15 protein-coding genes and 2 riboswitches are annotated in these 23,845 nt (G+C 67.9%); of the genes, 6 read left to right on the top strand and 9 right to left on the bottom strand.

Annotated elements, in window-relative coordinates; translation table 11 throughout:
* Positions 1 to 2: 2 nt before the first annotated feature.
* The 5 genes from ligA to U9J41_RS02720 all read right to left on the bottom strand — a co-directional run bounded on the left by ligA (position 3) and on the right by U9J41_RS02720 (position 10,520).
* Positions 3 to 2,354: an NAD-dependent DNA ligase LigA gene (gene ligA, locus U9J41_RS02740; RefSeq protein WP_322400047.1), complete on the bottom strand. Its 2,352-nt coding sequence runs from the start codon at positions 2,352 to 2,354 to the stop codon at positions 3 to 5.
* A gap of 7 nt (positions 2,355 to 2,361) precedes the next feature.
* Positions 2,362 to 3,546, bottom strand: a complete 1,185-nt coding sequence (locus U9J41_RS02735) for a cell division protein ZipA C-terminal FtsZ-binding domain-containing protein (RefSeq protein ID WP_322400046.1) — start codon at positions 3,544 to 3,546, stop codon at positions 2,362 to 2,364.
* The gene (gene smc / locus U9J41_RS02730) at positions 3,543 to 7,067 is read right to left on the bottom strand and encodes a chromosome segregation protein SMC (protein ID WP_322400045.1); all 3,525 of its coding nucleotides are present in this window, start codon (positions 7,065 to 7,067) and stop codon (positions 3,543 to 3,545) included. The genes U9J41_RS02735 and smc overlap by 4 nt, the downstream gene beginning before the upstream one ends.
* A gap of 92 nt (positions 7,068 to 7,159) precedes the next feature.
* A complete protein-coding gene (locus tag U9J41_RS02725; protein WP_322400044.1) occupies positions 7,160 to 7,828 on the bottom strand; it encodes a phosphatase PAP2 family protein in 669 nt (222 codons plus the stop codon).
* 148 nt (positions 7,829 to 7,976) lie between these two features.
* Positions 7,977 to 10,520 carry a DUF1631 family protein gene (locus U9J41_RS02720; RefSeq protein WP_322400043.1) on the bottom strand — a complete coding sequence of 848 codons (2,544 nt, stop codon included), beginning with the start codon at positions 10,518 to 10,520 and terminating at the stop codon, positions 7,977 to 7,979.
* Between the two features lie 397 nt (positions 10,521 to 10,917).
* Here U9J41_RS02720 and U9J41_RS02715 point away from each other — a divergent pair, with 397 nt between their 5' ends.
* Entirely contained in the window at positions 10,918 to 11,160 is a 243-nt protein-coding gene (locus U9J41_RS02715) for a hypothetical protein (protein ID WP_322400042.1), read from the top strand.
* 132 nt (positions 11,161 to 11,292) lie between these two features.
* On the opposite strand, the gene U9J41_RS02710 is transcribed toward U9J41_RS02715, so the two are convergent.
* Entirely contained in the window at positions 11,293 to 11,850 is a 558-nt protein-coding gene (locus U9J41_RS02710) for an ATP-dependent Clp protease proteolytic subunit (protein ID WP_322400041.1), read from the bottom strand.
* A gap of 151 nt (positions 11,851 to 12,001) precedes the next feature.
* Positions 12,002 to 12,087, top strand: a riboswitch (glycine riboswitch).
* Positions 12,088 to 12,103: 16 nt separating this feature from the next.
* Positions 12,104 to 12,206, top strand: a riboswitch (glycine riboswitch).
* A gap of 52 nt (positions 12,207 to 12,258) precedes the next feature.
* On the opposite strand from U9J41_RS02710, the gene gcvT reads away from it, so the two are divergent.
* From gcvT to gcvP, 3 genes are all read left to right on the top strand, one after another.
* The gene (gene gcvT / locus U9J41_RS02705; protein ID WP_322400040.1) at positions 12,259 to 13,383 is read left to right on the top strand and encodes a glycine cleavage system aminomethyltransferase GcvT; all 1,125 of its coding nucleotides are present in this window, start codon (positions 12,259 to 12,261) and stop codon (positions 13,381 to 13,383) included.
* Positions 13,384 to 13,433: 50 nt separating this feature from the next.
* Positions 13,434 to 13,814 (top strand): glycine cleavage system protein GcvH, encoded by a 381-nt coding sequence (gene gcvH / locus U9J41_RS02700; protein ID WP_322400039.1) that lies wholly within the window; start codon positions 13,434 to 13,436, stop codon positions 13,812 to 13,814.
* A 159-nt stretch (positions 13,815 to 13,973) separates the two neighbouring features.
* Positions 13,974 to 16,853, top strand: a complete 2,880-nt coding sequence (gene gcvP / locus U9J41_RS02695; RefSeq protein WP_322400038.1) for an aminomethyl-transferring glycine dehydrogenase — start codon at positions 13,974 to 13,976, stop codon at positions 16,851 to 16,853.
* A 95-nt stretch (positions 16,854 to 16,948) separates the two neighbouring features.
* Here gcvP and U9J41_RS02690 read toward each other — a convergent pair whose 3' ends face one another.
* Positions 16,949 to 18,565, bottom strand: a complete 1,617-nt coding sequence (locus U9J41_RS02690) for an MCP four helix bundle domain-containing protein (protein WP_322400037.1) — start codon at positions 18,563 to 18,565, stop codon at positions 16,949 to 16,951.
* Between the two features lie 159 nt (positions 18,566 to 18,724).
* On the opposite strand from U9J41_RS02690, the gene U9J41_RS02685 reads away from it, so the two are divergent.
* Positions 18,725 to 19,051, top strand: coding sequence for a hypothetical protein (locus U9J41_RS02685; RefSeq protein ID WP_322400036.1), 327 nt, complete (start codon positions 18,725 to 18,727; stop codon positions 19,049 to 19,051).
* Positions 19,052 to 19,147: 96 nt separating this feature from the next.
* Here U9J41_RS02685 and U9J41_RS02680 read toward each other — a convergent pair whose 3' ends face one another.
* Positions 19,148 to 20,815 (bottom strand): peptide chain release factor 3, encoded by a 1,668-nt coding sequence (locus U9J41_RS02680; protein WP_322400035.1) that lies wholly within the window; start codon positions 20,813 to 20,815, stop codon positions 19,148 to 19,150.
* A 443-nt stretch (positions 20,816 to 21,258) separates the two neighbouring features.
* Here U9J41_RS02680 and U9J41_RS02675 point away from each other — a divergent pair, with 443 nt between their 5' ends.
* Positions 21,259 to 22,074 (top strand): Crp/Fnr family transcriptional regulator, encoded by an 816-nt coding sequence (locus U9J41_RS02675; RefSeq protein WP_322400034.1) that lies wholly within the window; start codon positions 21,259 to 21,261, stop codon positions 22,072 to 22,074.
* Here U9J41_RS02675 and U9J41_RS02670 read toward each other — a convergent pair.
* Positions 22,028 to 23,650, bottom strand: coding sequence for a CHASE3 domain-containing protein (locus tag U9J41_RS02670; RefSeq protein WP_322400033.1), 1,623 nt, complete (start codon positions 23,648 to 23,650; stop codon positions 22,028 to 22,030). The two genes, U9J41_RS02675 and U9J41_RS02670, sit on opposite strands and share 47 nt — an antisense overlap.
* Between the last annotated feature and the right edge of the window lie 195 nt (positions 23,651 to 23,845).

Below are 23,845 nucleotides of genomic sequence, written 5' to 3'. Positions count from 1 at the left end.
CGTCAAATTGATTGGGTTGAATTCTGTGCGCCGCCCAGCAGCGCGAGCAATCCGGCTTCGTCCAGCACGGTCACTCCCAGCGCCTCGGCCTTTTCCAGCTTGCTGCCCGCCTCCGCGCCCGCGACGACGTACGACGTCTTCTTCGACACGGAGCCGGACACCTTGCCGCCCGCCTGTTCGATCAGGGCGCCCGCCGCGTCGCGCGACATCGTCGGCAACGTTCCCGTCAGCACGAACGTCTTTCCCGCCAGCGGACCGGCGGCGTCAAGCGCGTCCTGCGGCAGCTGCGCAAGCAGCTCGGTGCGCAGGCTGGCTATCGCGGCCAGCAGGTCGCGGTTGTCCGGCACGGCCATCCATTGTTCGAGCGCCGTGACGACCGTCTCCGGCAGGCCGAACACGCTGAAGATCTTCAGGTGCGCGAGGTCGTCCAGCGTGCGGCCGTCGGCCAGCAGCTGGCGCGCGCGCGGCTCCGTCAGTTTCGGGATCGCGAGTGCCGTCAACAGGCCCACGTCGTCGAGTTTTTCGCGCAGCTGCGCGCGCGGCGCATGTTCGCCCTGCGGCGCCACGCCGGCAGCCAGCAGGTCGTTCAACGCCTGCTGGTTCCTGGGCTCCGCGAAGAAATCGGCGATCGCTTCCGCGACCGTGCCGCCGATGTCGGGCAGCACGCGCAGCAGCGCGGCCGGCGCGCGGCGCACCAGCGCCAGGCTGCCGAGCCAGTCGGCCAGCGTCTTCGCCGTCGACTCGCCCACATGGCGGATGCCCAGCGCGAACAGCAGGCGTTCCAGCGGCGGGTTCTTGCTCGCGGCGATGGCCTCGAGCAGGTTGTCGGCCCACTTGGTCGCGACCTTGCCCTGCTTGACCGTCTCCGGCGTCGTGCCGTCGCGTTCATCGGCCAGGCGTTTCATCTTGAGAAGGTCGTCCAGCGTGAGGCGGTACAGGTCGGCCACGCCGTGAATCAGGTCGCATTCGACGAGGCTGTCGATGTAGCGGTCGCCCAGGCCTTCGATGTCCATCATGCGCCGGCCCGCGAAGTGGCGGATCGCCTCCTTGCGCTGCGCGGCGCACGTCAGGCCGCCGGAGCAGCGCGCGATGGCCTCGCCCTCTTCGCGCACGACGTGCGAGCCGCACACGGGGCACGTCTTCGGCAGCACGTAGACGGCAGGTTCCGGTGCCGGACGGCGTTCCAGCACGACGGACAGCACCTCCGGGATCACGTCGCCCGCGCGGCGCACGACCACCGTGTCGCCCACGCGCACGTCCTTGCGGCGCACTTCGTCCTCGTTGTGCAGGGTCGCGTTCGTGACGGTGACGCCGCCGACGGACACGGGCACGAGCCGCGCCACCGGCGTGATCGCCCCCGTGCGGCCGACCTGCACGTCGATGGCGGACACCGTCGTCAGCGCTTCCTCGGCCGGGAATTTATGCGCGAGCGCGAAGCGCGGGGCGCGCGACACGAAACCCAGTTCGCGCTGGTCGGCGAGGCGGTCGACCTTGTAGACGACGCCGTCGATCTCGTACGGCAGCGATTTGCGGCGCGCGCCGATGTCGCGGAAATAGCCCAGCATGCCGTCGCATCCGGTCACCACGGCCCGTTCCTTCGACACGGGCAGGCCGAGCTTGTCCAGCCAGTCCAGCGCCGCCGAATGCGACGCGGGCAGCGCCGCGCCTTCCAGCAGGCCGATGCCGTAGGCGAAGAAGCGCAGCCGGCGCTGCGCCGTGATGCGCGCGTCGAGCTGGCGCAGGCTGCCCGCGGCCGCGTTGCGCGGGTTCGCGAATTCCTTCTGGCCGGCGTCGCGCTGGCGCTGGTTCAGGCGTTCGAAGTCTTCCTTGAACATCAGGACCTCGCCGCGCACTTCCAGCACGTCCGGCACCTCGTCGCCACGCAGCCGCAGCGGGATCACGCGCACGGTGCGGATGTTCGCCGTGACGTCCTCGCCGGTGTAGCCGTCGCCGCGCGTGGCGGCCTGCACGAACACGCCGTTCTCGTAGCGCAGGCTCATCGCCAGGCCGTCGAATTTCAGCTCGGCCGCATAGGCGACGTGCGCGTGCCCGAGGCCATCGCGCACGCGGCGGTCGAAGTTGTCGATGTCTTCATCGGAAAAGCCGTTGTTCAGCGAGAGCATCGGCACGGCGTGCGTGACCTGCTTGAATTCCGGGATCGGCGCGGCGCCCACGCGCGACGTCGGCGAGTCCACGGATACGGCCTGCGGATGCCGCGCTTCCAGGTCCTGCAGCTCGCGGAACAGGCGGTCGTACTCGGCATCCGGAATCGTCGGCGCGTCCAGCACGTGGTAGTTGTAGATGTGGTGGTTCAGTTCCGTGACCAGCCACGCCATCCGTTCCAGGTCGGTCATCGTCACCTCAGCTGAACAGGCGCAGCGCGCGCGTCGAACCGGCCGCGATGTCGGCCGCGTCCATCTCCTGGTAGAACTCGCGCACCTGGCCCGCGATCTCTTCCAGCGCCTCGTCCGTCAGCGGCTGGTCGAAGTCGTCGACGACGGCGGCGTCTAGGCGCTGCACGAGGTCCTTCGCACAGGCGACCATCTTGCCGAAGCCGTCGCGGGCCGGGGCCACGCAGGGCACGTCCAGCAGCAGGGTGAGGCGCGCGGTCGTGTCGGCGCCGAGGGTGACGTTGGTCGACAGCGTGAACAAGGTGCCGCCGCCCTCCTCCTTGTCCGCCATGACGAACTTGCCGTCCGGGCGCACGTCGAAGCCCGCGTTTTCCAGCGCGCCGATGAGGGTCGCCATCGCCCACGGCGCGCCTTTCGACGCGAGGTTCACGCCCAGCTGGGCGTCGTGGCCGGCGACGAAGCGGTGCAGCGTCCTCGCCTCGCTCATCACTTCGATCATGTCCGGCACTTCCGGCTCGGCGCCAATCTCGTCGGCGACGGCGCGCAGGCGCGTGACCATTTCCGAATATTCCAGTTCGTTCAGGGCCGTCGTGCGCGTGGCCAGCTGGACGCCGGCCTGCAGCTTCGTGTACACGCCGCCGTGCACGATCGGTTCCCAGTCGCCGTTCACGGCCAGGCCGACGAAGTGCACCGGCTTGTTGCCCACGCGGCGCAGTTTCAGCAGCGCCGGCAGGATACGGTCGCCGCGCAGCGGGCCTTCCGAATTCAGCGGGATGAGGCAATCGATCAGCGGATCGACGAGGTTCTCGGCCAGTTGCGCGGGCGGCGTGTCCGGCTTCACGGCCGGCAGCTCGGCGACGGGGTCGAGCGCGGCGGCAGCCGCGGGCACCGGCGCGGCGGCCGGTGCGGGGCCCGGCGCCGCATGCTGCAGCGGCTCCGCGAAAATCGCCGGTTCGGTCAGCACGTCGTGGCTCGGTTCAGGCGCGCCGTCCAGCACGGGCTCCTGGCGCAGGGCGTCCGTCGCGAAATCGCGTTCGGGCGCCGCGCCGCCTTGCATCAGCACGTCGTCGTGGTCGTGCGCGAACGCGCGTTCGACGCTCTTGCGGGCCTTGTACTCCTGCCACTTGTTGTAACTAATGACGCCGACGACGAAGACGCCGCCGGCCGCGATCAGGCTCATTTGAAAGTCTGTCATGCTGCTTGTGCCTCAGTAGCGAAATTCGCGGCGGACTCCATGTCCACCGCCACGATGCGCGACACGCCCTGCTCCTGCATCGTCACACCGATCAGTTGGTTGGCCATCTCCATCGCGATCTTGTTGTGCGAGATGAAGAGGAATTGGGTATGGTCCGACATGCGCTTGACCATGCGGCAGAAGCGCTCGGTATTGGCGTCGTCCAGCGGCGCGTCGACCTCGTCGAGGAGGCAGAACGGCGCCGGGTTCAGGCGGAACATCGAAAACACGAGCGCGGTCGCCGTCAGCGCCTTCTCGCCGCCGGACAGCAGGTGGATCGTCGCGTTCTTCTTGCCGGGCGGCTGGGCCATCACCTGCACGCCGGCGTCGAGGATCTCCTCGCCCGTCATCACGAGCTTCGCCGTGCCGCCGCCGAACAGGATCGGGAACAGTTCCGAGAAGTTCGCGTTGACGCGGTCGAACGTGTCCTGCAACAGGTCGCGCGATTCGCGGTCGATGCGGCCGATCGCGCCTTCCAGCGTGGCGATCGCCTCCTGCAGGTCGTTGTTCTGGGCGTCGAGGAAGCGTTTTCGCTCCGTCGCCTGCGCCAGTTCCTCGACCGCGGCCAGGTTGACGGCGCCCAGCGCCGCGATGGCGTTCGTCAGGCGCGTCACCTCGCCCTGCAGGTACGACGGCTTCATCTCGGGATCGAGCTTGTCCGCCAGGACCGCTTCGTCGGCGCCCGTGGCGGCCAGCGCTTCCGCGAACTGTTCCTGGTTCAGGCGCGCGGCCTGCTCCTTGAGCTGCATCTCGGTGATGCGCTCGCGCTGCGGCTGCAGGCCGCGCTCCGCCTGCATGCGGGCTTCTTCCGCCGCGCGCAGCTGCTGCGTCAGCTGGTCCAGTTCGTGGCGCGCATCGGCCAGCGCCTTCTCTTGTTCGGTGCGGCGCGCCAGCAGGTCCTGCAGGCCCTCGGCGGCGGCGCCGGATTCCAGCGCTTCCAGTTCCAGCTTGCCGGCGGCGATGCTTTCCAGGACCTGCGCGGCCTGCTGCTGCGCGGTGGCGATCGTGCGACGCAGTTCGTCGATGCGCGTGCGCTGCGTCTTTTCCGCGAACACGGCTTCCTGCGCCGCGCGCTCCAGGTCGCGCAGGCGCTGGCGCGCCTCGGCCAGCACGCGCTCCTGTTCCTGGAACTCGACCTGCCCATCCTCGTGGGCGCCCTGCAGCTCGGCCAGTTCCATGTCCAGCTCTTCGAACTGCGCTTCCGCCTCGGCCTTGGCCTGGCGCTGCTCCGCTTCCTGCGCGGCGATCTCGTCGAGGTCCGCCGCGATCTGGCCGCTGCGCTGGTTGAAGCGCGCCTCGACCTCGGCCTGTTTCACGACATCGATCTGCAGCGCATGCACTTCGCGCTGCAACGTCGCGACCTTCTGGCGCCCGTCCTGCAGGCGGCGCTGCAGGTCGCTCACGGTGGAGTCGGCGCGGGTGGCGCGGGTGCGGGCCTCGTCCAGCAGCAGCACCTGCGCGCGCAGCTGCTTGGCGATGTTGTCGATCTCGTGCTGGCGCGCGAGCACGCCGTCCTGCTCGGCGTCGGCCGCGTAGAAGCGCACGCTGCTGCCTGCGACCATATGGCCTTGCGGCGTGACGAAGCACCCGCCCGCCGGCAGCTTGCCGCGCTGGGCGAGCGCCGTGCCGGGATCGTCGGCCGCGTAGACGCCGAACAGCCAGTCGTCCAGCAGGCCGCGCAGGCCCGGGTCGTTCAGCTTCAGCAGGCTCGCGAACGGCTTCAGGCCATGATGGTCGACCGCCACGCCCGCACCCGCGGCCGGCGAATACAGCGCGAGGCGGGCCGGCGGCGCATCGCCGAAGAAGCCGCGCGCCCAGTCGAGGTTCGACACTTCCAGCGCGCCCGTGCGCTCGCGCAGCACGGATTCCAGCGCGGTCTCCCAGCCCGTCTCGACGTCGAGCTTCTGCCACAGGCGCGGCAGCGTATCCAGTTCGTGCTTCTGCAGCCACGGCTGGACCTTGCCCTGCGTCTGCACGCGTTCCTGCAGCTGGCGCAGCGCGGACAGCCGTGCTTCCAGCTTCGCGTTCGATGCCGACTCCTGCTGGACCTGCGCATGCGCGTCGCGCCGCTCCTGCTCGACGGCTTCCTGGCGGCTCGCCGCCTCTTCCAGCATCAGGTTCTGCTCTTCCAGCGCCAGCTGCTTTTCTTCGAGCTGCAGGCGCAGGTTGTCCAGGTGGCCGGCGTCCGGCAGATTCAGGCCGCCGCGCTCCTGCTGCAGGCGCTCGCGCCGGGTGGCGAGGTTCGCGAGGATGTTCGACGCGTTGCGCTGGTGCGCGGACGACAGCTCGATGCGCTGCTGGATCTGCATGATGCGGGCGCGCGACTCGGTCGACTTGTTCTGCGCCTCGCGCCACGCGGCTTCCAGGTCGGGCAGGCGTTCGTTCTGCGTCTCCGACGCGATCTGCGCGCCTTCCACGCGCGCGGCCAGTTCCTCGAGGCGGAATTCGGCCTCCTCGATCTGTTCCTGCGTTTCGTTGGCCTGGTTCAGCCACTGCTCGCGCTGGGCGGTCAAGGTGCCGATCTGGTTCTGCAGGCGCGTGCGCGACTCGACGACGAACTTGATCTGCGCTTCCAGGCTGCCGATCTCGGAATTGGTCTGGTACAGCGCGCCCTGCGCCACGTGCAGGCGGTCGCCCGTGTCGAAGTGCGCCTGGCGCATGCGCTCGAGGTCCAGCTCCAGGCTGCGCATCTTCGCGTTCTGCTCTTCCAGCCCGGTCTGTGCCTGCTCCATTTCGAGGAACCAGCGCGTCTGCTCGGCCTTCGCCTCGTTGCGGCGCAGGAGCCACAGCAGTTTCTGCTTTTCTTCCTGGTCGGCCTGCAGCTGGTGGAAGCGGTTGGCGACGGCCGCCTGCGCTTCCAGCTTGTCCAGGTTGGCGTTCAGCTCGCGCAGGATGTCTTCGACGCGCAGCAGGTTCTCGCGCGTGTCGGACAGGCGGTTCTCGGTCTCGCGCCGGCGCTCCTTGTATTTCGACACGCCCGCGGCTTCCTCGAGGAACACGCGCAGCTCTTCCGGACGCGATTCGATGATGCGCGAGATCATCCCCTGGCCGATGATGGCGTAGGCGCGCGGCCCCAGGCCCGTGCCGAGGAAGATGTCCTGGATGTCGCGCCGGCGCACGGGCTGGCCGTTGATGTAATACGTCGACGTGCCGTCGCGGGTCAAGGTGCGCTTGACGGCGATCTCGGCGTACTGGCTCCACTGGCCGGCCGCCTTGCCGGCGCTGTTGTCGAACACGAGTTCGACGGACGCGCGGCCGGCCGGCTTGCGGTTGGTGGAGCCGTTGAAGATCACGTCCTGCATCGACTCGCCGCGCAGCTCCGACGCTTTCGATTCGCCCAGCACCCAGCGTACGGCATCGATGATGTTCGATTTGCCGCATCCGTTCGGGCCGACCACGCCGACCAGCTGCCCCGGCACCTGGAAATTGGTGGGATCAACGAAAGACTTAAATCCCGACAATTTGATGGAGGATAGACGCACGTTCGCTTACGGTAAGGGGAAGTCGATAAAGGCTGCATCATACCATCTGCGCCTTGCTTTTCGGCCAAGTTTTGGCCGTCGCGCGCGCGGGTTCAGGTACACAGGACGGCGAAGCGCACCCGGTCCGGCGCGCACGGCGGCACATACGGCCCCTGCGCGGGCTGCCAGTCGTTGCGCAGGTACACCCGGTCGCGCCCGGACAGCGCCAGCGCGGCGGCCGTCAGCCATTGGTGGGAATAGGCGGGATCGGCGCGCGGCAGCAGGATCGTCGCCGCGAGCAGCCCCAGCAGCAGCGGCTTGGGCGAGCAGTCCCGCGCGGCGCGGGCGCGCGCGAGGAACAACGCGGCCGCGCCCAACCCGAGCATGCAGCCGGACAGCGCCTCGCTGGGCGCATGGGCGCCCACCCGGACGCGCGCCAGCGCGACGGCCGCCGCCAGCAACCCGCCCACGGCGACGGCCGCCGCGCGCATCGGCCGCGGCTGGCGCTCGACGAGCAGGAACAGCGCGACAGGAAACACGGCGCCGGCCCGCGCCGCGTGGCCGGAAAAGCCGGTGAACGAGAGCGCGCGGATGCCGATGCCCCAGCCGATGAACGCCATCTGGCTCGCGGCCGCCACGAGCATGGCGCTTGCGAACACGAGGCACCAGGCGAGCGCCAGGCGCCAGCAGCGCGCGGCGACGAGCCAGGCCGTCACGCCCACGGCGAGCAGTGACGTGACGTTGAGTCCGCCCAGCGCGGAAAGATGGAACCACCAGAGCATGATGCGTGAAGTGCGGGGATGGCGACGGCTCGACTATACCGCGACCGGATGACGGATACCAACACGCGGGAGCACGGGTGCCCGCGCGTTCGACGGACGCCGGCACGGACACGACACATCGTCGGACAGGATTTGGCGCGCGGGCGCCCTACATCCGGACGGCGGTCGAGATCGTCGAATCGTTGACGGCCCCTTGCGCCATCGCGTCGGACAGCACCTGCCCCACGACCCCGTCGATTGCCAGCACCCGCGCGGTGCCGTCGTCGAGCGCGGCGGCCAGCTTGTCGGCCGCCAGCGAGAACGCTTCGCGCCGGCCCGCGCCCGAGAAAATGAACAAGGTCCGCAGCGGACTTACCCATGCCAGCTTGACCTTGCGCACGCCCTCGCCCAGGCGGAATTCCAGCCACATGCCGCGCTCCAGGCCGTCGACGGCGGACACCGCGGCCGCGCGCTCCGCGGCCTGCGCGGCAGCCGCGTTTTCCAGCTCGACGCGGCGCAGCGCATCCTGCTGGGCCGCCTCCACCGCCAGCTCGAGTTGACGCTCGGGCGCCAGCTCGATGGGCGCGCGCACGATGGACGCGTGGTATTCGGCCAGGCGCGCGAAGAATTGCAGGCGCTCCGCGTCCTGCCATTTGATGGCGTCGAGCCATTTGTTCAGCGTCGCGAGCAGGCGCGGCAGGCGGGCGATCAAGGCCTTGCGCTGCTCCGGCGTGGCCTTGGGCTTGATGCTCCAGATCAGGTCGTCCATGGCGCGGGTGGCGTTGCCGATGGCGCCCGGGCGCGCATCCTCGATCGTGTGCGCGAAGGTCAGCACGGTCGTCCAGCGCTGCTCCAAGAAACCGCCGACGACGTCGATGACGTCGCCGGCCTGCACGCGCAGCGCGACGGCGTCGCGCGCGTGGCGTGCCGCGACCTCGTGTTTTTCCTGCTTGATGGCGGTGGCGACGGGAGCGGCCAGCGCCGCTTGCTGCGCGGACTCGTCGGCCGCGATGCCGGCCTCCAGCTCGGCGACGGCGCTGGCGAAGGCATCCGGCTTGGCTTCGCCCGCGCGCGCGACGCTGCGCTGCATGGCCTGGAACAGCGGGTCGTTCGCGTTCTGGCGCTGCTCCCAGCCGACGCGCGATACGAGGTCGACGAGGCGGCGCGCCGGGTGCGCCTCCTCGAAGAAGAAATTCTTGTCGAGCAGCGCCGCCTTGAGCACCGGGACCTGCAGCAGCTGCAGCAGTTCGCGCGTGCGCGGCGGGATGCTGTCGTCCAGCAGCACGGTCTCGAACACGCGCGACAGCAGGTCCAGCGTGTGCTCGTCGCCGCGCGGCAGGCTGCCCTGGGGCAGGCTCTGCTTCAGGCGCGGCAGGTAGAACACGTTGTGGGGCTGGGTGCCGGGCGCGCCCGTGTGCGGCGCCTGCGCCAGCGCCGGTTCGATGCGCGCCAGCAGATCCAGCAGCGGCGCCGCGCCGCCGTACTGCGCCAAGGTGCCGTGCAGGGCGGCCGACCAGCCGGCCGGCGCGGGGTCGGCGGACGCCATCGGCACGCCCTGCCCGGCCTGGCCTGCGGACGGCGCGAAGCCGGCGGCGGCCGTCGCCACGCCCGCTACCGGTTGCGCTGCCGCGCCGACGGCAGCGCCGTGGACGGCGGATACCGGCACGCCGTGGAAGGCGGATGCCGACGCTCCTTGCACGGAGGATACCGGCACGCCGTGGAAGGCGGATATCGGCGCGCCATGGACGACGGATGCCGGCGCTCCCTGGACGGCGAATATCGGCGCGCCATGGACGGCAGATGCCGGCGCTCCCTGCGCCGCCGGCGCCACCACAGCACCGGGCGGCGCCGCAAACGCGCCCGCACCGCTGGGCCGCCAGCCGCCGCCGCTGGACGGCAGGTCGGGCAGATCGGGAATCAGCGGTACGCCATCGTCGCCGCCGTCGTCGCCGAACAGCTTGCGCAACTGGTCGGCGAGGGCCGCGCGCTGGCCGGCGCGGGCCGCCTTCGCGGCGGCCACGTCGTCCGTCTTCTGGATGCGGTAGGCGTCGACGGAGCCGGGCTGGCCGCCCTTGCGCAGCGCGGCGATGAGCGCGTCGAACAGGGGCGCGAAATCGAACACGACGTCCAGGCGCAGCAGAGGCAGGACGAGGCCGTGGGCATCGGCTTCCGGCTCGAATTCGCGCCACGCCGCTTCGATCGCGCCGAGGAAGACGTCGGGGCGGAAGGGATTGCTGTCGGCGCGCAGCACGCCGCGCCCGACCAGCATGCCGAGGCGCACGGCCAGGGTCGCGAGGGCGTCGGAATGGGCGATGTCGAAGGGGCGGGCCAGCGCGCCTACGGCGAGCCGGCTGTCCATTTCCTCGAGCGGGACGAGGCTCAGCGCGGCGGCCGGCGTGCGTTGCGCCGCGGCCTCCGGCGCCAGGCGCCCGAGTTCGCGGCGCAGCGCCAGGTCGATCGCCCCCGATGCGACGTGGAAGAAGGCATAGGCGTTGTCCTTCAACAGCCGGGCCGCCTTCACGCGCCGGTAGATGTCCTGCGGATCGCCCTGCTGCTGCCCGACGTCGCCCAGCGCCGCGGCCATGCGCGCCGTCATCGCAGTGAGCTGCTCCTTGACGTAGTCGCCGGCGATACCGGCGAGCGCATCCAGCGTCGCCTGCTGCGGCGACGCGGCCTTGCTGGCGGCCGGCATCTGGACTTGGCTGGAGGACATGGTGGTGATGGATAGCGAATGCCACGTATTGTGGCACATAATTTCCAACTGGCAATGAAAATCGACGCCCTCCTCCGATTCGCCACATGGATGCGCCGTCGCCGGGTCCGGCGAAGGGAAAATGCTTATGCTATTGAAGCGCCATGCCGACCGCGTAAAACGCTATGCCGCGTCGCGAGATGCGGGTTGCTGGCGAATAAGAATATGCGAATCCTGCGTCAGCGGAGAAGATTATTGCTCTCGAAATGCCTCTAGTCCTACAAGCGCTCAAGGGGTGATCCGATACCCGTTCAATTGCCGGGCTCGCATCATTGCGATACCGAAATCGCTACCAAATGTCAATGTCTGGATGCGACTTTCGGCAGGCAAGACATCTCCACTATCGAAAGGAATGATCATGGCTTCGAACAAAAAATCGCGCTCGGGCAAGCAGGGCGGCACCCACGAACAACACGTCAAGGCTGGCCAGCAAAGCCACAAGAACGACGGCAACCAGCAGTCGTCGCAGTCGTCCGGCAATCAGCAGTCGGGCTCGCAGTCCGGCTCGCGCTCGGGCGGTTCGGGCAGCACCCGCGGCGGCACGCCGGAGCAGCATGCCGAGGCTGGGCGTCAAAGCCACAAGAACGACAACAAGCGCTGATCGCGGCGCACGCCGGGCGGCGCCGATTTCCGGGCGCGGCCACGAACGGTAGCGACACAGGAAGTACGAACAGAGCCTGGGGCGGGACGACCGCTGCAGGCTCTGTCCGTTTTTACGGGCGCGCGCGACGGCTCAGATGTTGCGCAGGTACGAGCCCTTGGGCGGCGCGAAATCGACGACGTCGTCGATCATGCCTGCCGCCTTGGCGTCGCGCGCGTTCAGGTGCAGGTCGCCGTACTGGTGGATGCCCCACTGTTCCGGGCTCAGTTCGATGTGCTTGCGCAGGATCGACTCCGTGCGCGCATCGTCGGCGCGCAAGCCTTCGACGATGATGTTGAGCGCATCCGGACGCGAGCCCGGCGACGCCGTCGCATGCGATTTGTGGATCATGAAGCGCGCCGTCTCGCTCGCATAACGCTGCTTGCCCGACAAGAACAGGATCACCGCGATCGACGCGACGGCGCCGCCGTTGTACATGATGCAGTTGACGGGGGCGTTGGCCAGGAAGTTGTAGAGGCACAGGCCGTCGCTCACGTAGCCGCCGTTCGACTGCAGGAGGATGTGCGCCGTCTCGATCCCGTCGTCGTTCATGCCTGCCACCGCCTCGAAGACGCGGTGCACCATGTCGCTGTTCACGTCGCCGGACAGGGTGAAGTACCCTTCCTTCTGTTTTGCTTGATCTTCGCTCATAGTGGGTCTCTTCTGTCACAAGGGTCGTGAAGCAAGTGTAACAAAACCCGTCCGCTCGGCCGTGTAGCCTTGCTGCAATAGTGCGCACCCTCTGCCGCACCCGGACCGGGGCCGTCGGATTGACTTCCCGTCACCACTGACATAGACTTCGCACTCTTGATCGGGAGAGCGCAGCACAGGCTGCCGCCGAAGGGGCATCACCCAAAAACTCTCAGGCAACCGGACCGGTCGGGGGCTGCCGCGCATGGCGCGGCGGACCAACTCTGGAGAGCGGCCATTTGGCCCACCGAAGGGGCAGGCGGAACGCAACCAGAATGCGCCGCTATCTCTCAGGTACCGAGGACAGAGGGGTGTGAGAGCATGCGGGCATCCGCGTGCGCGACCCCATTTTCTGCCGAGGATCCACCCATGACGCTCAAAGCGACCCCGCTCAATTCCGTACACCGTGCCCTCGGGGCCAAGATGGTCGACTTCGGCGGCTGGGACATGCCCGTCAACTACGGCTCCCAGATCGAAGAACACAATGCCGTGCGCGGCGACGCCGGCATGTTCGACGTGTCCCACATGTGCGTCGTCGACCTGAAAGGCGCCAACGTGCGTGCCTTCCTGCGCGGCCTGCTCGCGAACAACGTCGACAAGCTGCAGGCGCCGGGCAAGGCCCTGTACTCGTGCATGCTCAACCCGCAGGGCGGCGTCATCGACGACCTGATCGTCTACTATTTTGCCGAAGACTGGTTCCGCCTCGTCGTCAACGCCGGCACGGCCGAGAAGGACATCGCCTGGATCCGCCAGCAGAACGACGCCACGTCCAGCGGCCTCACGATCACCCCGCGCCGCGCCGACCTGAGCGACGACGGCATCGCCCTCGTCGCCGTGCAGGGCCCGAACGCCCGCGCGAAGGTCTGGCAGGTCGTGCCGCAGACGCAAGGCCCGTCGGAAGGCCTGAAACCCTTCAACGCCGCGATCGTGGCGGACACCCCGTTCGGCGAACTGATGGTCGCGCGCACCGGCTACACGGGCGAAGACGGCTTCGAGATCGGCGTGCCGGCCAGCCAGGTCGCGGCACTGTGGAACGCCCTCGCCGCCGCCGGCGTCAAGCCGGCCGGCCTCGGCGCGCGCGACACGCTGCGCCTGGAAGCGGGCATGAACCTGTACGGCCAGGACATGGACGACAATGTCTCGCCGCTGGACGCCGGCCTCGCCTGGACCGTCGACCTCGTGTCCGAGCGCGACTTTATTGGCAAGGCGGCCCTGCGGCGAGCCGGCCAGACGCAGCAGTTCGTCGGCCTGATCCTGCGCGAAAAAGGCGGCATCCTGCGCGCCCACCAGAAGGTCGTGGCCGCGTCCGGCCATGCCGGCGAGATCACCAGCGGCACCTTCAGCCCGTCGATGCAGCAGGCGATCGCGCTGGCGCGCGTGCCGCTGGACGTGGCCGTCGGCGACACCGTCCACGTCGAGATCCGCGACAAGAAACTGGCCGCCTCCGTCGTCAAACTGCCGTTCGTGCGTAACGGCAAGATCCTGGCATCCTGATCGAACAACACTATACTTACCGCACCATCCATCACTACGGAGTTACGCACATGAATATCCCAGCCGACCTGAAGTACACCGAGTCCCACGAGTGGATCCGCCAGGAGGCCGACGGCACCCTGACCGTGGGCATCACCGAATATGCGCAGGACGCCCTCGGCGATATCGTGTTCGTCGAACTGCCGCAGGTCGGCAAGGCCTTTACCGCCGGCGATGACGCCGCCGTCGTCGAATCCGTCAAGGCCGCCAGCGACATCTATGCGCCGGTGTCCGGCACCGTGACCGCCGTGAACCAGGCGACCGCCGACGCGCCGGATTCGATCAACGCGGACGCGTATGCCGCCTGGCTGTTCAAGCTGCAGCCCGCCGATCCGGCCGCCTTCAACAACCTGCTCGACGCGGCCGCGTACGGCAAGGCTACCGAAGGCTGATTTGAATGGCCGTCGTTCCCGGACAGGCCGTCCGCCTTCCCGGGAATCCAGTTTCGAGCTGCCACGCACGCTGAACCTGGGCCCCCGCCTGCGCGGGGGCGACGGTAAGTAACGCTTATCAGTAGCTCTTCACGCTGACTCTCTTTTTTGGCTTCTACCATGACCCGCACCAGCCTGACCCAACTCGAAGCACGCGATGGCTTCATCCCGCGCCACATCGGCCCGTCCGCATCCGAACAGGCGGCCATGCTGTCCGCCCTCGGCTACGCCACGCGCGCCGAGCTGATCGACGCCGTCGTTCCCGCCAACATCCGCCGCAAGGACAAGCTGGACCTGGGCCAGTTCTTCGAGCCGCTGCCCGAGCAGGCCGCGCTCGCGAAGCTGCAAGGCATCGCGGCGCAGAACAAGGTCATGAAGTCGCTGATCGGCCAGGGCTACTACGGCACGCACACGCCGCCCGTCATCCTGCGCAACATCTTCGAAAACCCGGCCTGGTACACGGCGTACACGCCCTACCAGCCGGAGATTTCGCAGGGCCGCCTGGAAGCCATCCTGAACTTCCAGCAGGTCATCACCGACCTGACCGGCATGGGCATCGCCAACGCATCGATGCTGGACGAGGGCACGGCCGCCGCGGAAGCGATGACCTTGATCCAACGCGTCGGCAAATCGTCGTCGAAAGTGTTCTACGTGGCCGACGACGTGCTGCCGCAGACGCTGGAAGTCATCCAGACCCGCGCCCTGCCGATCGGCGTGGAAGTGCGCACCGTCGCCGCATCCGACATCGACAAACTGGCGGAATCGTGCTTCGGCGTGCTGCTGCAATACCCGGGCGTGAACGGCGACGTGCGCGACTACCGCGCCGCCGTCGAGAAGCTGCATGCGGCGGGCGCCATGGTCGTCGTCGCGGCCGACCTGCTGTCGCTGGCCGTGCTCACGCCGCCGGGCGAATGGGGTGCGGACGTCGTCGTCGGCAACAGCCAGCGCTTCGGCGTGCCGCTCGGCTTCGGCGGTCCGCACGCGGGCTACCTGGCGACGCGCGACGAGTACAAGCGCAGCATGGCGGGCCGCCTGGCCGGCGTCACGATCGACGCCCAGGGCAACCCGGCCTTCCGCCTCGCGCTGCAGACGCGCGAACAGCACATCCGCCGCGAAAAGGCCACGTCCAACATCTGCACGGCGCAGGTGCTGCTGGCCGTGATGGCGTCGATGTACGCCGTCTACCACGGCCCGCAGGGTCTCGCTAGAATCGCGCGCCGCGTGCACCGCTACACGGGCATCCTGGCCGCCGCGCTCAAGCAGCTGGGCTTCCAGCTGGCCAACGACACCTACTTCGACACCATCACCGTCATCGCCGACAACGCCGACGACATCCACCGCGCGGCCAACGACAACGGCGTCAACCTGCGCCGCATCGACGCGCGCCACGTGGGCATCTCGCTGGACGAGACCATCACCCGCGACGACATCGCGCTGCTGGTCAACATCTTCGGCGGCGCCGGCGTCGACGTCGACACGCTGGATAAGGACGCCGCCGATGCCTGGCCGTCCGCCCTGGCCCGCACGAGCGCCTACCTGACGCACCCGACGTTCAACCGCTACCACGCCGAACACGAGATGCTGCGCTACCTGCGCGCGCTGGCCGACAAGGACCTGGCCCTCGACCGCACGATGATCCCGCTCGGTTCGTGCACGATGAAGCTGAACGCGACGTCCGAGATGATCCCGGTGACCTGGCCCGAGTTCTCGAACATCCACCCGTTCGCGCCCGACGAGCAGACCGTCGGCTACCGCGAAATGATCGGCCAGCTGGAAGCGATGCTGTGCGCCGTGACGGGCTATGCGGGCGTGTCGCTGCAGCCGAACGCCGGCTCGCAGGGCGAATACGCGGGCCTGCTGATCATCCAGAAGTATCACCAGTCGCGCGGCGAAGGCCACCGCAACATCTGCCTGATTCCATCGTCGGCGCACGGCACGAACCCGGCGTCCGCGAACATGGTCGGCATGAAGGTCGTCGTGACGGCGTGCGACGCCAACGGCAACGTGGACCTCGCGGACCTCAAGAAGAAGGCCGAAGAGCACAGCGCCAACCTGGCCTGCGTGATGGTCACCTACCCGTCCACGCACGGCGTGTTCGAGGAAGGCATCAAGGAATTGTGCGAGATCGTGCATGGGCACGGCGGCCAGGTGTATGTCGACGGCGCCAACATGAACGCGCTGGTCGGCGTCGCGGGCCCTGGCCTGTTCGGCGGCGACGTCAGCCACCTGAACCTGCACAAGACCTTCTGCATCCCGCACGGCGGCGGCGGCCCGGGCGTCGGTCCGGTGGGCGTGGCCGCGCACCTCGTCCCCTTCCTGCCGAACCAGGCGTCGACCGGCTACCGGCGCGGCGAGCAGGGCATCGGCGCGGTCAGCTCCGCGGCCTACGGCTCGGCGTCGATCCTGCCGATCTCGTGGATGTACATCGCGATGATGGGCGCGGACGGCCTGACCGCCGCGACGGAAACCGCGATCCTGAACGCCAACTACATCGCGCGCCGCCTGGCCCCGCACTACCCGGTGCTGTACACGGGCCACGACGGCCTCGTCGCGCACGAGTGCATCATCGACCTGCGCCCGCTGCAGGACGCCACCGGCATCAGCAACGAGGACGTGGCCAAACGCCTGATGGACTTCGGCTTCCATGCCCCGACGATGAGCTTCCCGGTGCCGGGCACCTTGATGATCGAGCCGACCGAGTCGGAATCGAAGGCGGAGCTGGACCGCTTCATCGAGGCGATGATCTGCATCCACGCCGAGATCGTGAAGGTGGAGCGCGGCGAGTACGACCGCATGGACAACCCGCTGAAGGGCGCGCCGCACACGGCGGAAGTGGTCACGGCGGACGACTGGCAGCACACCTATTCGCGCGAAGTGGCCGCCTTCCCGGTGCCGTCGCTGCGCAAGAAGAAGTACTGGCCACCGGTCGGCCGCGCCGACAACGCGTATGGCGACCGCAACCTGTTCTGCGGCTGCGCCCCGATCGAGGATTACGAGTAACAGCGTTCGCGCAGCGCCGGCGTTGCGCGTGGGCGGAGGCCGCCCACCCTACCCGTCCAGTGGCACCCCGTGCCCACGCGCGACGCCACGAGAAATCACCGGCTCTTGCCCCGGCTGCTGGCCAGCCGGAGGTAGGGACGCCCGGCCCTGCCCGGACGCAGCGCATGCGTCCCCGGCGGGGCCGTTTCGTTTGCGCCCTGCACGGCTTCGTCGAGCCGGAACGCGGCCACCGTGCGTGCCAGGCCGAGCGCCTGCTGCTGCAGCACGCGCGCGGCCAGCGCCGCCTCTTCGACCATGCGCGAACCCTGCTGCGTGAGTTCGTCCATGCGCACGATCGCCTGCGTGGCATCGGCCAGCTCGTGCGCCCGTTTGCTGCCTTCGCTGCCCATGCCGTCGACGATATGGGCCATGTCTTCCACCGCGCCCGCCAGGCCGGCCATCGAGGCGCCGGCGTCGAGTGCGCAGGCGCCGCCGTCGTCGATCGCGGCCACGGTCGCGCGCGCGAGCGTGCGCGCCTCGCGCGCGGCGTGATACGCGCGCCGGGCCAGCGCGCGCGCTTCGCGTGCGCCGCCGTCCGCATTCCCCGCGACGCTGCCGGCCCGCGCCAGCGTGCCCTCGATCGCGGCGCCGATGCGCTCCATGCGCACGGCCGCGCGGCGCACCTGCCCCATCGTCGCCACGACGCGATGCACCATGCCGTTGCCCTCTTCCGCCACCTGGCCCGCGCGCGCGGCCAGGGCGTCGGCCCTGCTCCCGCTGGCCGCGCTGTCGCCGAGAGCGTCCGCCAGCGCCTGCATCGACGCCGTCGCGCGTTCCATCGCCTCGCGCACGTGCGCGCGCGGCGGCATGCCGGCCCGGCCCAGCGTGATCTCGCGCGATGCCGCGCCGATCGACCGGGCCGAGTCCAGGACGGTGCGCAGCTGGCCGTTCAGGCCGCGGATGCCGGCGTCGAGCAGCCGCGCGGTCTGGGCGATTTCATCGTCGCCGTAGGCGCGCGCGCGGATCGTCAGGTCGCCGCTGGCCAGGCCGTTGGCGGCCGCGCCGATCGCGCCGATCTCGGCCAGTAGCGCGCGCCGCACCGCCATCGTGATGACCAGCGCGGCCGCTATCGACAGCGCGATCACCACCGGCATCAGGATCGCGATCAGGCGGAAATCGTCGTCCGCCTCCGCGGAGGCCTGCTCGGACAGCGCCTGCTCGCGCCGCGCCAGTTCCGCCAGGCGCTGGGCGACGACGGCGAACGCGCGCTCCGCCTTGACCATGGCGTTGGCGCTGATCGACTGGTCGATGCGGGCGATCTCGATAACATCGCGCACGGCCGGCACGTATTGCGCCCAGGCCGCGCGCGCCTGGTCGACGTAGCGCTGCTCGTCCGGGCTGTCGGCCGTCTGGCGCGCCAACCGGGCGAGGCCGCCATCGACGGCGACCTGCCGGGCCTGCAAGTCCTGCGCGAGGGGGTCGATGCGGAAGCGGGGGAAACTGCCGCTGATCCAGGTCAGGACCTGATAGGCCTGGGCGTGGGCCGTGCGGGCCGACGCCGACAGGTCGGCCGCGGCGCGCATATTGGCGGCGCGGCGCTCCACGATGCTGTCGAGCGAGTCGTTCTGGCGTACCATCGCATAGTAGCTGCAGGCGGACAGCAGCACGAGCAGCACCAGCACGACGCCGGGCGCCAGCAGCAGTTTGGGACCGATGCGCAGGCGGGCCAGCATGCTAGGACGCGGTCCGGTGGCGTGGGTCGAGGGAGAATGCTGGCGTCATGGTCTCCTCCTGGCTGAGCTATATTTCCGGCGTGCATTAAGTGAATGTACGCCGCCTCGCAGGTTGTCCCTTGTGATGGGTCAAGCCTGTAATCGTGACAAGGAGATTGGATGAGACGTAAGAGCGTGGGCGCATTGCTGTCGGCCCTGGTATTTCCTGGCGCGGGTCAGTACTACCTGGGACGGCGCACGCGCGCCCTGCTGTTCCTGGCGCCGGCCGTCGTGGCCGCGATCCTGTATTTCAATTTCGCGCTCGACGAGGCGAACACGGTGGCGGACCAGCTATTGAGCGGCAAGATGGCGGCCGATCCGGCCGCGATCGAGGCGCAGTTGGCGAGCGCGCCGACACCGATCGGCGTCACGCTGGCGGAAATCGTGTTCGTGCTGTGTTATGTGGGGAGTATCGCGGAGGCGCTGGTCGTCAAGCCGCGGGAATGACGACAGCGCGCACGCGCGGCGGGCACGGGGTGCCCACCCTACGGCCGAGGTTTGCGTAGGGTGGGCTCCCCGAGCCCACCAGGCAGGTCGACAGCGTTAATCCAGCTTCGCCGCGTGCTCGCGCGTCGCATGGAACTGCAGCTTCGGCCACCGTTCCTGCGTGAGGCGCAGGTTGACGCCCGACGTGGCGAGATAGGCCAGATTGCCGGCCGCATCGTAGGCGACGTTGTGCGCCAGCTGCGTCTCGAAGTCGGACAATGCCTTCTTGTCGTCGCTCGACACCCAGCGCGCGCTGCTGGTGTTCGTGCCCTCGAACACGGCATCGACGCCGTATTCGTTGAGCAGGCGGCTCGCCACGACTTCGAACTGCAGCACGCCGACGGCACCGAGAATCAGGTCGCTGCCCATCACGGGCTTGAACACCTGCACGGCGCCCTCTTCGCCCAGCTGCTGCAGGCCCTTGTGGAGCTGCTTGGTCTTCAGCGGATTGCGGATGCGCACCGTGCGGAACAGCTCCGGCGCGAAGTACGGGATGCCGGTGAACGTCAGCATCTCGCCTTCCGAGAAGCTGTCGCCGATCTGCATGTTGCCGTGGTTCGGCAGGCCGATGATGTCGCCAGCATAGGCCTCTTCGACCTGCTCGCGGCTCGATGCCATGAACGTCACGACGGACGACAGCTTGACGTCGCGGCCCAGGCGCAGGTGCTTGACCTTCATGCCCTTTTCGAAACGGCCCGAGCACACGCGCAGGAAGGCGATGCGGTCGCGGTGGGCCGGGTCCATATTGGCCTGGATCTTGAAGACGAAGCCGGAGAACGGCTGCTCGTCCGGGCGCACGGCGCGCACGGTGGCGTCGCGCTCGCGCGGGGCCGGCGCCCAGTCGATCAGCGCCGACAGGATCTCGCGCACGCCGAAGTTGTTGATGGCGGAGCCGAAGAACACGGGGGTCTGCACGCCCGCCAGGAAGCGCTCCAGGTCGAACGGATGCGACGCGCCGTGCACCAGCTCCACTTCCATCTTGAGCTGGTCCATCTCGAGCGGGAACATCTCGGCCAGGCGCGGATTGGCTATGCCCTTGATGATCTCGTAGGCGCCGTCGGCCTTTTCCTCGCCGGCCTTGAACAGCATGACTTCATCGTTCAGCAGGTGGTACACGCCGCGGAAGTTCTTGCCCATGCCGATCGGCCACGTGACGGGCGCGCACTCGATCTTGAGCACGGATTCCACCTCGTCGAGCAGTTCGAGCGGGTCGCGGGTTTCGCGGTCGAGCTTGTTCATGAAGGTGACGATCGGCGTGTCGCGCATGCGGCAGACGTCCAGCAGCTTGATCGTCTGTTCTTCCACGCCCTTGGCCGCGTCGATCACCATCAGCGCGGAGTCGACGGCCGTCAGCACGCGGTACGTGTCTTCCGAAAAGTCCTGGTGGCCCGGGGTGTCGAGCAGGTTGATCACGTGGTCGCGGAACTCGAACTGCATCACCGACGACGCCACCGAGATGCCGCGCTGCTTTTCGATGTCCATCCAGTCCGATGTCGCATGGCGGCCGCTCTTGCGGCCCTTGACGGTGCCGGCGAGCTGGATCGCGCCGGAGAACAGCAGCAGCTTTTCGGTCAGCGTCGTCTTGCCGGCGTCGGGGTGGGAAATGATGCCGAAGGTGCGGCGGCGCGCGACTTCGCGCGCGATCGTGGCGGCCGGCTTGCTGGTGGCAACAGCGTCTTGGCCGTCCTGGAGGTCGGTGGTGGTTGCGTCGATTTCGTTGGACATGGTCTCGCCGTGGGGCGCTTGCAAAACTCTCGATTTTACCGGGTCCAGCGTACCTTGTGTGAACCAATTCCCGGCGCACCGGAGCGGCCTTCGTGTAGGAGCATTCGGGCGCGGATTGTGCGGCTGGGCAAGTTCGGCGGGATGGGAGGCAATCGCAACGGCCTCGTCAAACGTAGGCATGTGGCCGAAATGGCCGATACGGCCGGGCCGTCAAACGTTTTAGTGCCGCCAAACCATTAGTGAAGTGACAAAAAAAGGCCTCAACCGAAAGTTTCTCTCTAGTAGGACTGGACTGACAAAACATCATGCATGGAACCTACATGGGGGCGACAGCTAGTCTTATGTTCGGCAAGAGACTATGGCATTAATGTACACACATCGCGATGAGGAAACCCATCCAAGCAATCGCCCCAGTGATGTATGTCAGAGATAACGAGGAAAATATGAATAACGCCCAACTCGGTAACGCCGCTCAGAAGAAAGCGCAATCGGTGAATCAGATCCCCTCGACCAGCGAAGAAATCAAACTGGCCGCCCGACCGGTTGTGAGCTACAGCGGCACCCAACAAAACGAGTTGCTCGCGGCCCTGCCGCGCCAAGACCTGGAAAGCCTGTTTGAGCACCTGGAACTCGTTCCCCTGCCCTTCGGCAAGGAACTGTTCGAATACGGCAGCAAGCTGGAATACGTCTACTTCCCCACCACCGCCATCGTCTCCCTGCTGTACGTGATGGAAGACGGCGCGACGACGGAAATCGCCGTGGTCGGCCATGAAGGCGCCGTCGGCGTGTCGCTGTTCATGGGCGAACGCGCCACGTGCAGCGCCGTCGTCCAGAGCGCCGGCTACGGCTACCGCCTGAAAACGCAATTCCTGCGCGACGCCTTCAACAAGGGCGGCGCCCTGCCCCAGCTCCTGATGCGCTACACGAACGCCCTGTTCGCCCAGATGGCCCAGAACGCCGTCGGCGGCCGCCACAGCTCGATCGAACAGAAACTGTGCCGCTGGCTGCTGGACCGCCTAGACCGCTCGCCGAGCAATGAACTGAAGGTCACGCAGGAACTCATCTCGATCATGCTGGGCGTGCGCCGCGAAAGCATCACGGCCGCTGCCGGCAAGCTGCAGGACGAAGGCCTGATCCAGTACCGCCGCGGCAATATCACCGTGCTGAACCGCCAGGGCCTGGAAGACTACGCGGGCGAGTGCTACAAGGTCGCTAAAAGCGAGTACGACCGTCTGCTGATGGATGTATCGCGCGCATGAGCGTCGCGGCATCCCTGCCCGCCGTCGCCAGCGGCGAATGGGCCTGGGCAGCCCGCAAGTGTTGATGTAATTGATGGTCGATCACGTCGGTATGTTCCGGCCCGGTATCGCTTGCCGGCGCCTCCGATCGAGCGACGGACAACGCCGAAATATCCAGGGCACCGCCTGACGCGGACCCACCGGCGTCGAAACCCGGCGCGACCACCGGAACGCAAGCGTGGACAGCGGTTCCGATCCCGTTCACGCCGCGATCCACCCGCAGCGTCCCTCCCAACAGCAGCGCCCGTTCACGCATCCCCAGCAGACCATGCGACTTGGGACGGCGCATCGCGTCCGGCGGGATGCCGACGCCATCGTCGCTGACCTCCAGCGTGAACGCCTCGCCTTCGCGCGCAAGGTGCACCACGACGTGGCGGGCCTGCGCATATTTGGCGACATTGTTCAGCGATTCCTGCGTGATGCGGAACAGCGCGATCGCCTGCGTGGGACCGGCGCCGTCGACGTCGCCCTCGATGAGCGCCTCGCAATCGACACCCGTCGTGCGGCCGAAATCCTCGCAATAACTTTGCAGCGCGGCCGAAAGGCCGAGGTTGTCGAGCAGGCTCGGGCGCAGGTCTTCGACGATACGGCGTTTCAGCTCCACCGTCTCGATCAGCGTGGCGCGGGCGCGGACCAGCGTCGCGGCCTGCTCCGGATGCGTGCTCTTCAACTGGTCACCCACCGTCGCCAGGTGCAGGCCGATGGCCGTCAGGTTGGCGCCCATCTCGTCGTGCAGTTCGCGCGCCAGTTTCGCCTTTTCTTCTTCCGATACGCGGATCAGGTGGCGCGACAGCACGGACAGCTGCTCCGTGCGCTCCGCCACCAGCGATTCGAGGTGGTCATTGGTCTGCTGCAGGGCGCGTTCGGCGTTCAGGCGTGCGCGGAAGCCGCGCCGGATCAGGTTATAGAAGAGCACGAGCACGACCAGCGCCGCCACATTGATGCCGAGCCCCCGCAGCGCGGCCAGGCGGTAGCGGTCGTAGAACACGGCGCTGCGGGCCGCCAGCAATTCATTCTGTTCGCCCGTCATGATCACCACCTGCAGGCGGATCTCGTCCATGTGGGTCTTGTCTTCCTGGGTCTGGGCGATGGCGACGATGTCGCCCAGGCCGCCGTGGCGATACACGTCCAGGCCCTGGTTCATCAGGTTGATGCGGCGGATGACGAGTGTTTGCAGCTGGGCCAGGTTCTTCAGCTGCGAAGGGCTGTCGGCCAACTGGGCCTTGAGGCTGTCGAACTGGCCGTCCAGCTCACGTTCGGCCGTGCGCAGCGGACCGAGATAGGTTTCCGACCCCGAAAGATAATAGCCGCGCAGACCGCTTTCCGCATCGGTCACGAGCAGGTTCAGGTATTGCAGCTTGGCCGTCACGCGATCGGCCTGCGCCTGGCGCGCGTTGGCAGTCTTCAGCCCGTCCAGGTTGCGGACCAGGCTGACGCCGTTGAGGACCAGGATCAGGACGCACACGACACACAGCAGGGTCTGGTACAACGGAAGGCTGCGAACCGGCCTGAACTTGGGGTCGGTGGTAAAAAACATCCTCGGTCGTTCCTTTCGCGCAGCTTGGCCTGTCCGAGTCATTATAGACCGGGAAAAGTTGCCATGGAGTTCGATTAGGCGTGCGGACGAGAAAATGTGGCAGGATGACGACGCGCAATTAACAATTCTGCACAGCAAATGACAAACTGCTAATACAGTTGCAGGCGCATGGGTAGCCACGCCAACGCGTTGGCG

This window comes from Massilia luteola, assembly GCF_034420155.1.
Taxonomy (GTDB): domain Bacteria; phylum Pseudomonadota; class Gammaproteobacteria; order Burkholderiales; family Burkholderiaceae_D; genus Telluria; species Telluria luteola.
The sequence above is the reverse complement of the archived record's forward strand: the minus strand, read 5'-3'. Positions and strand labels throughout refer to the sequence as shown.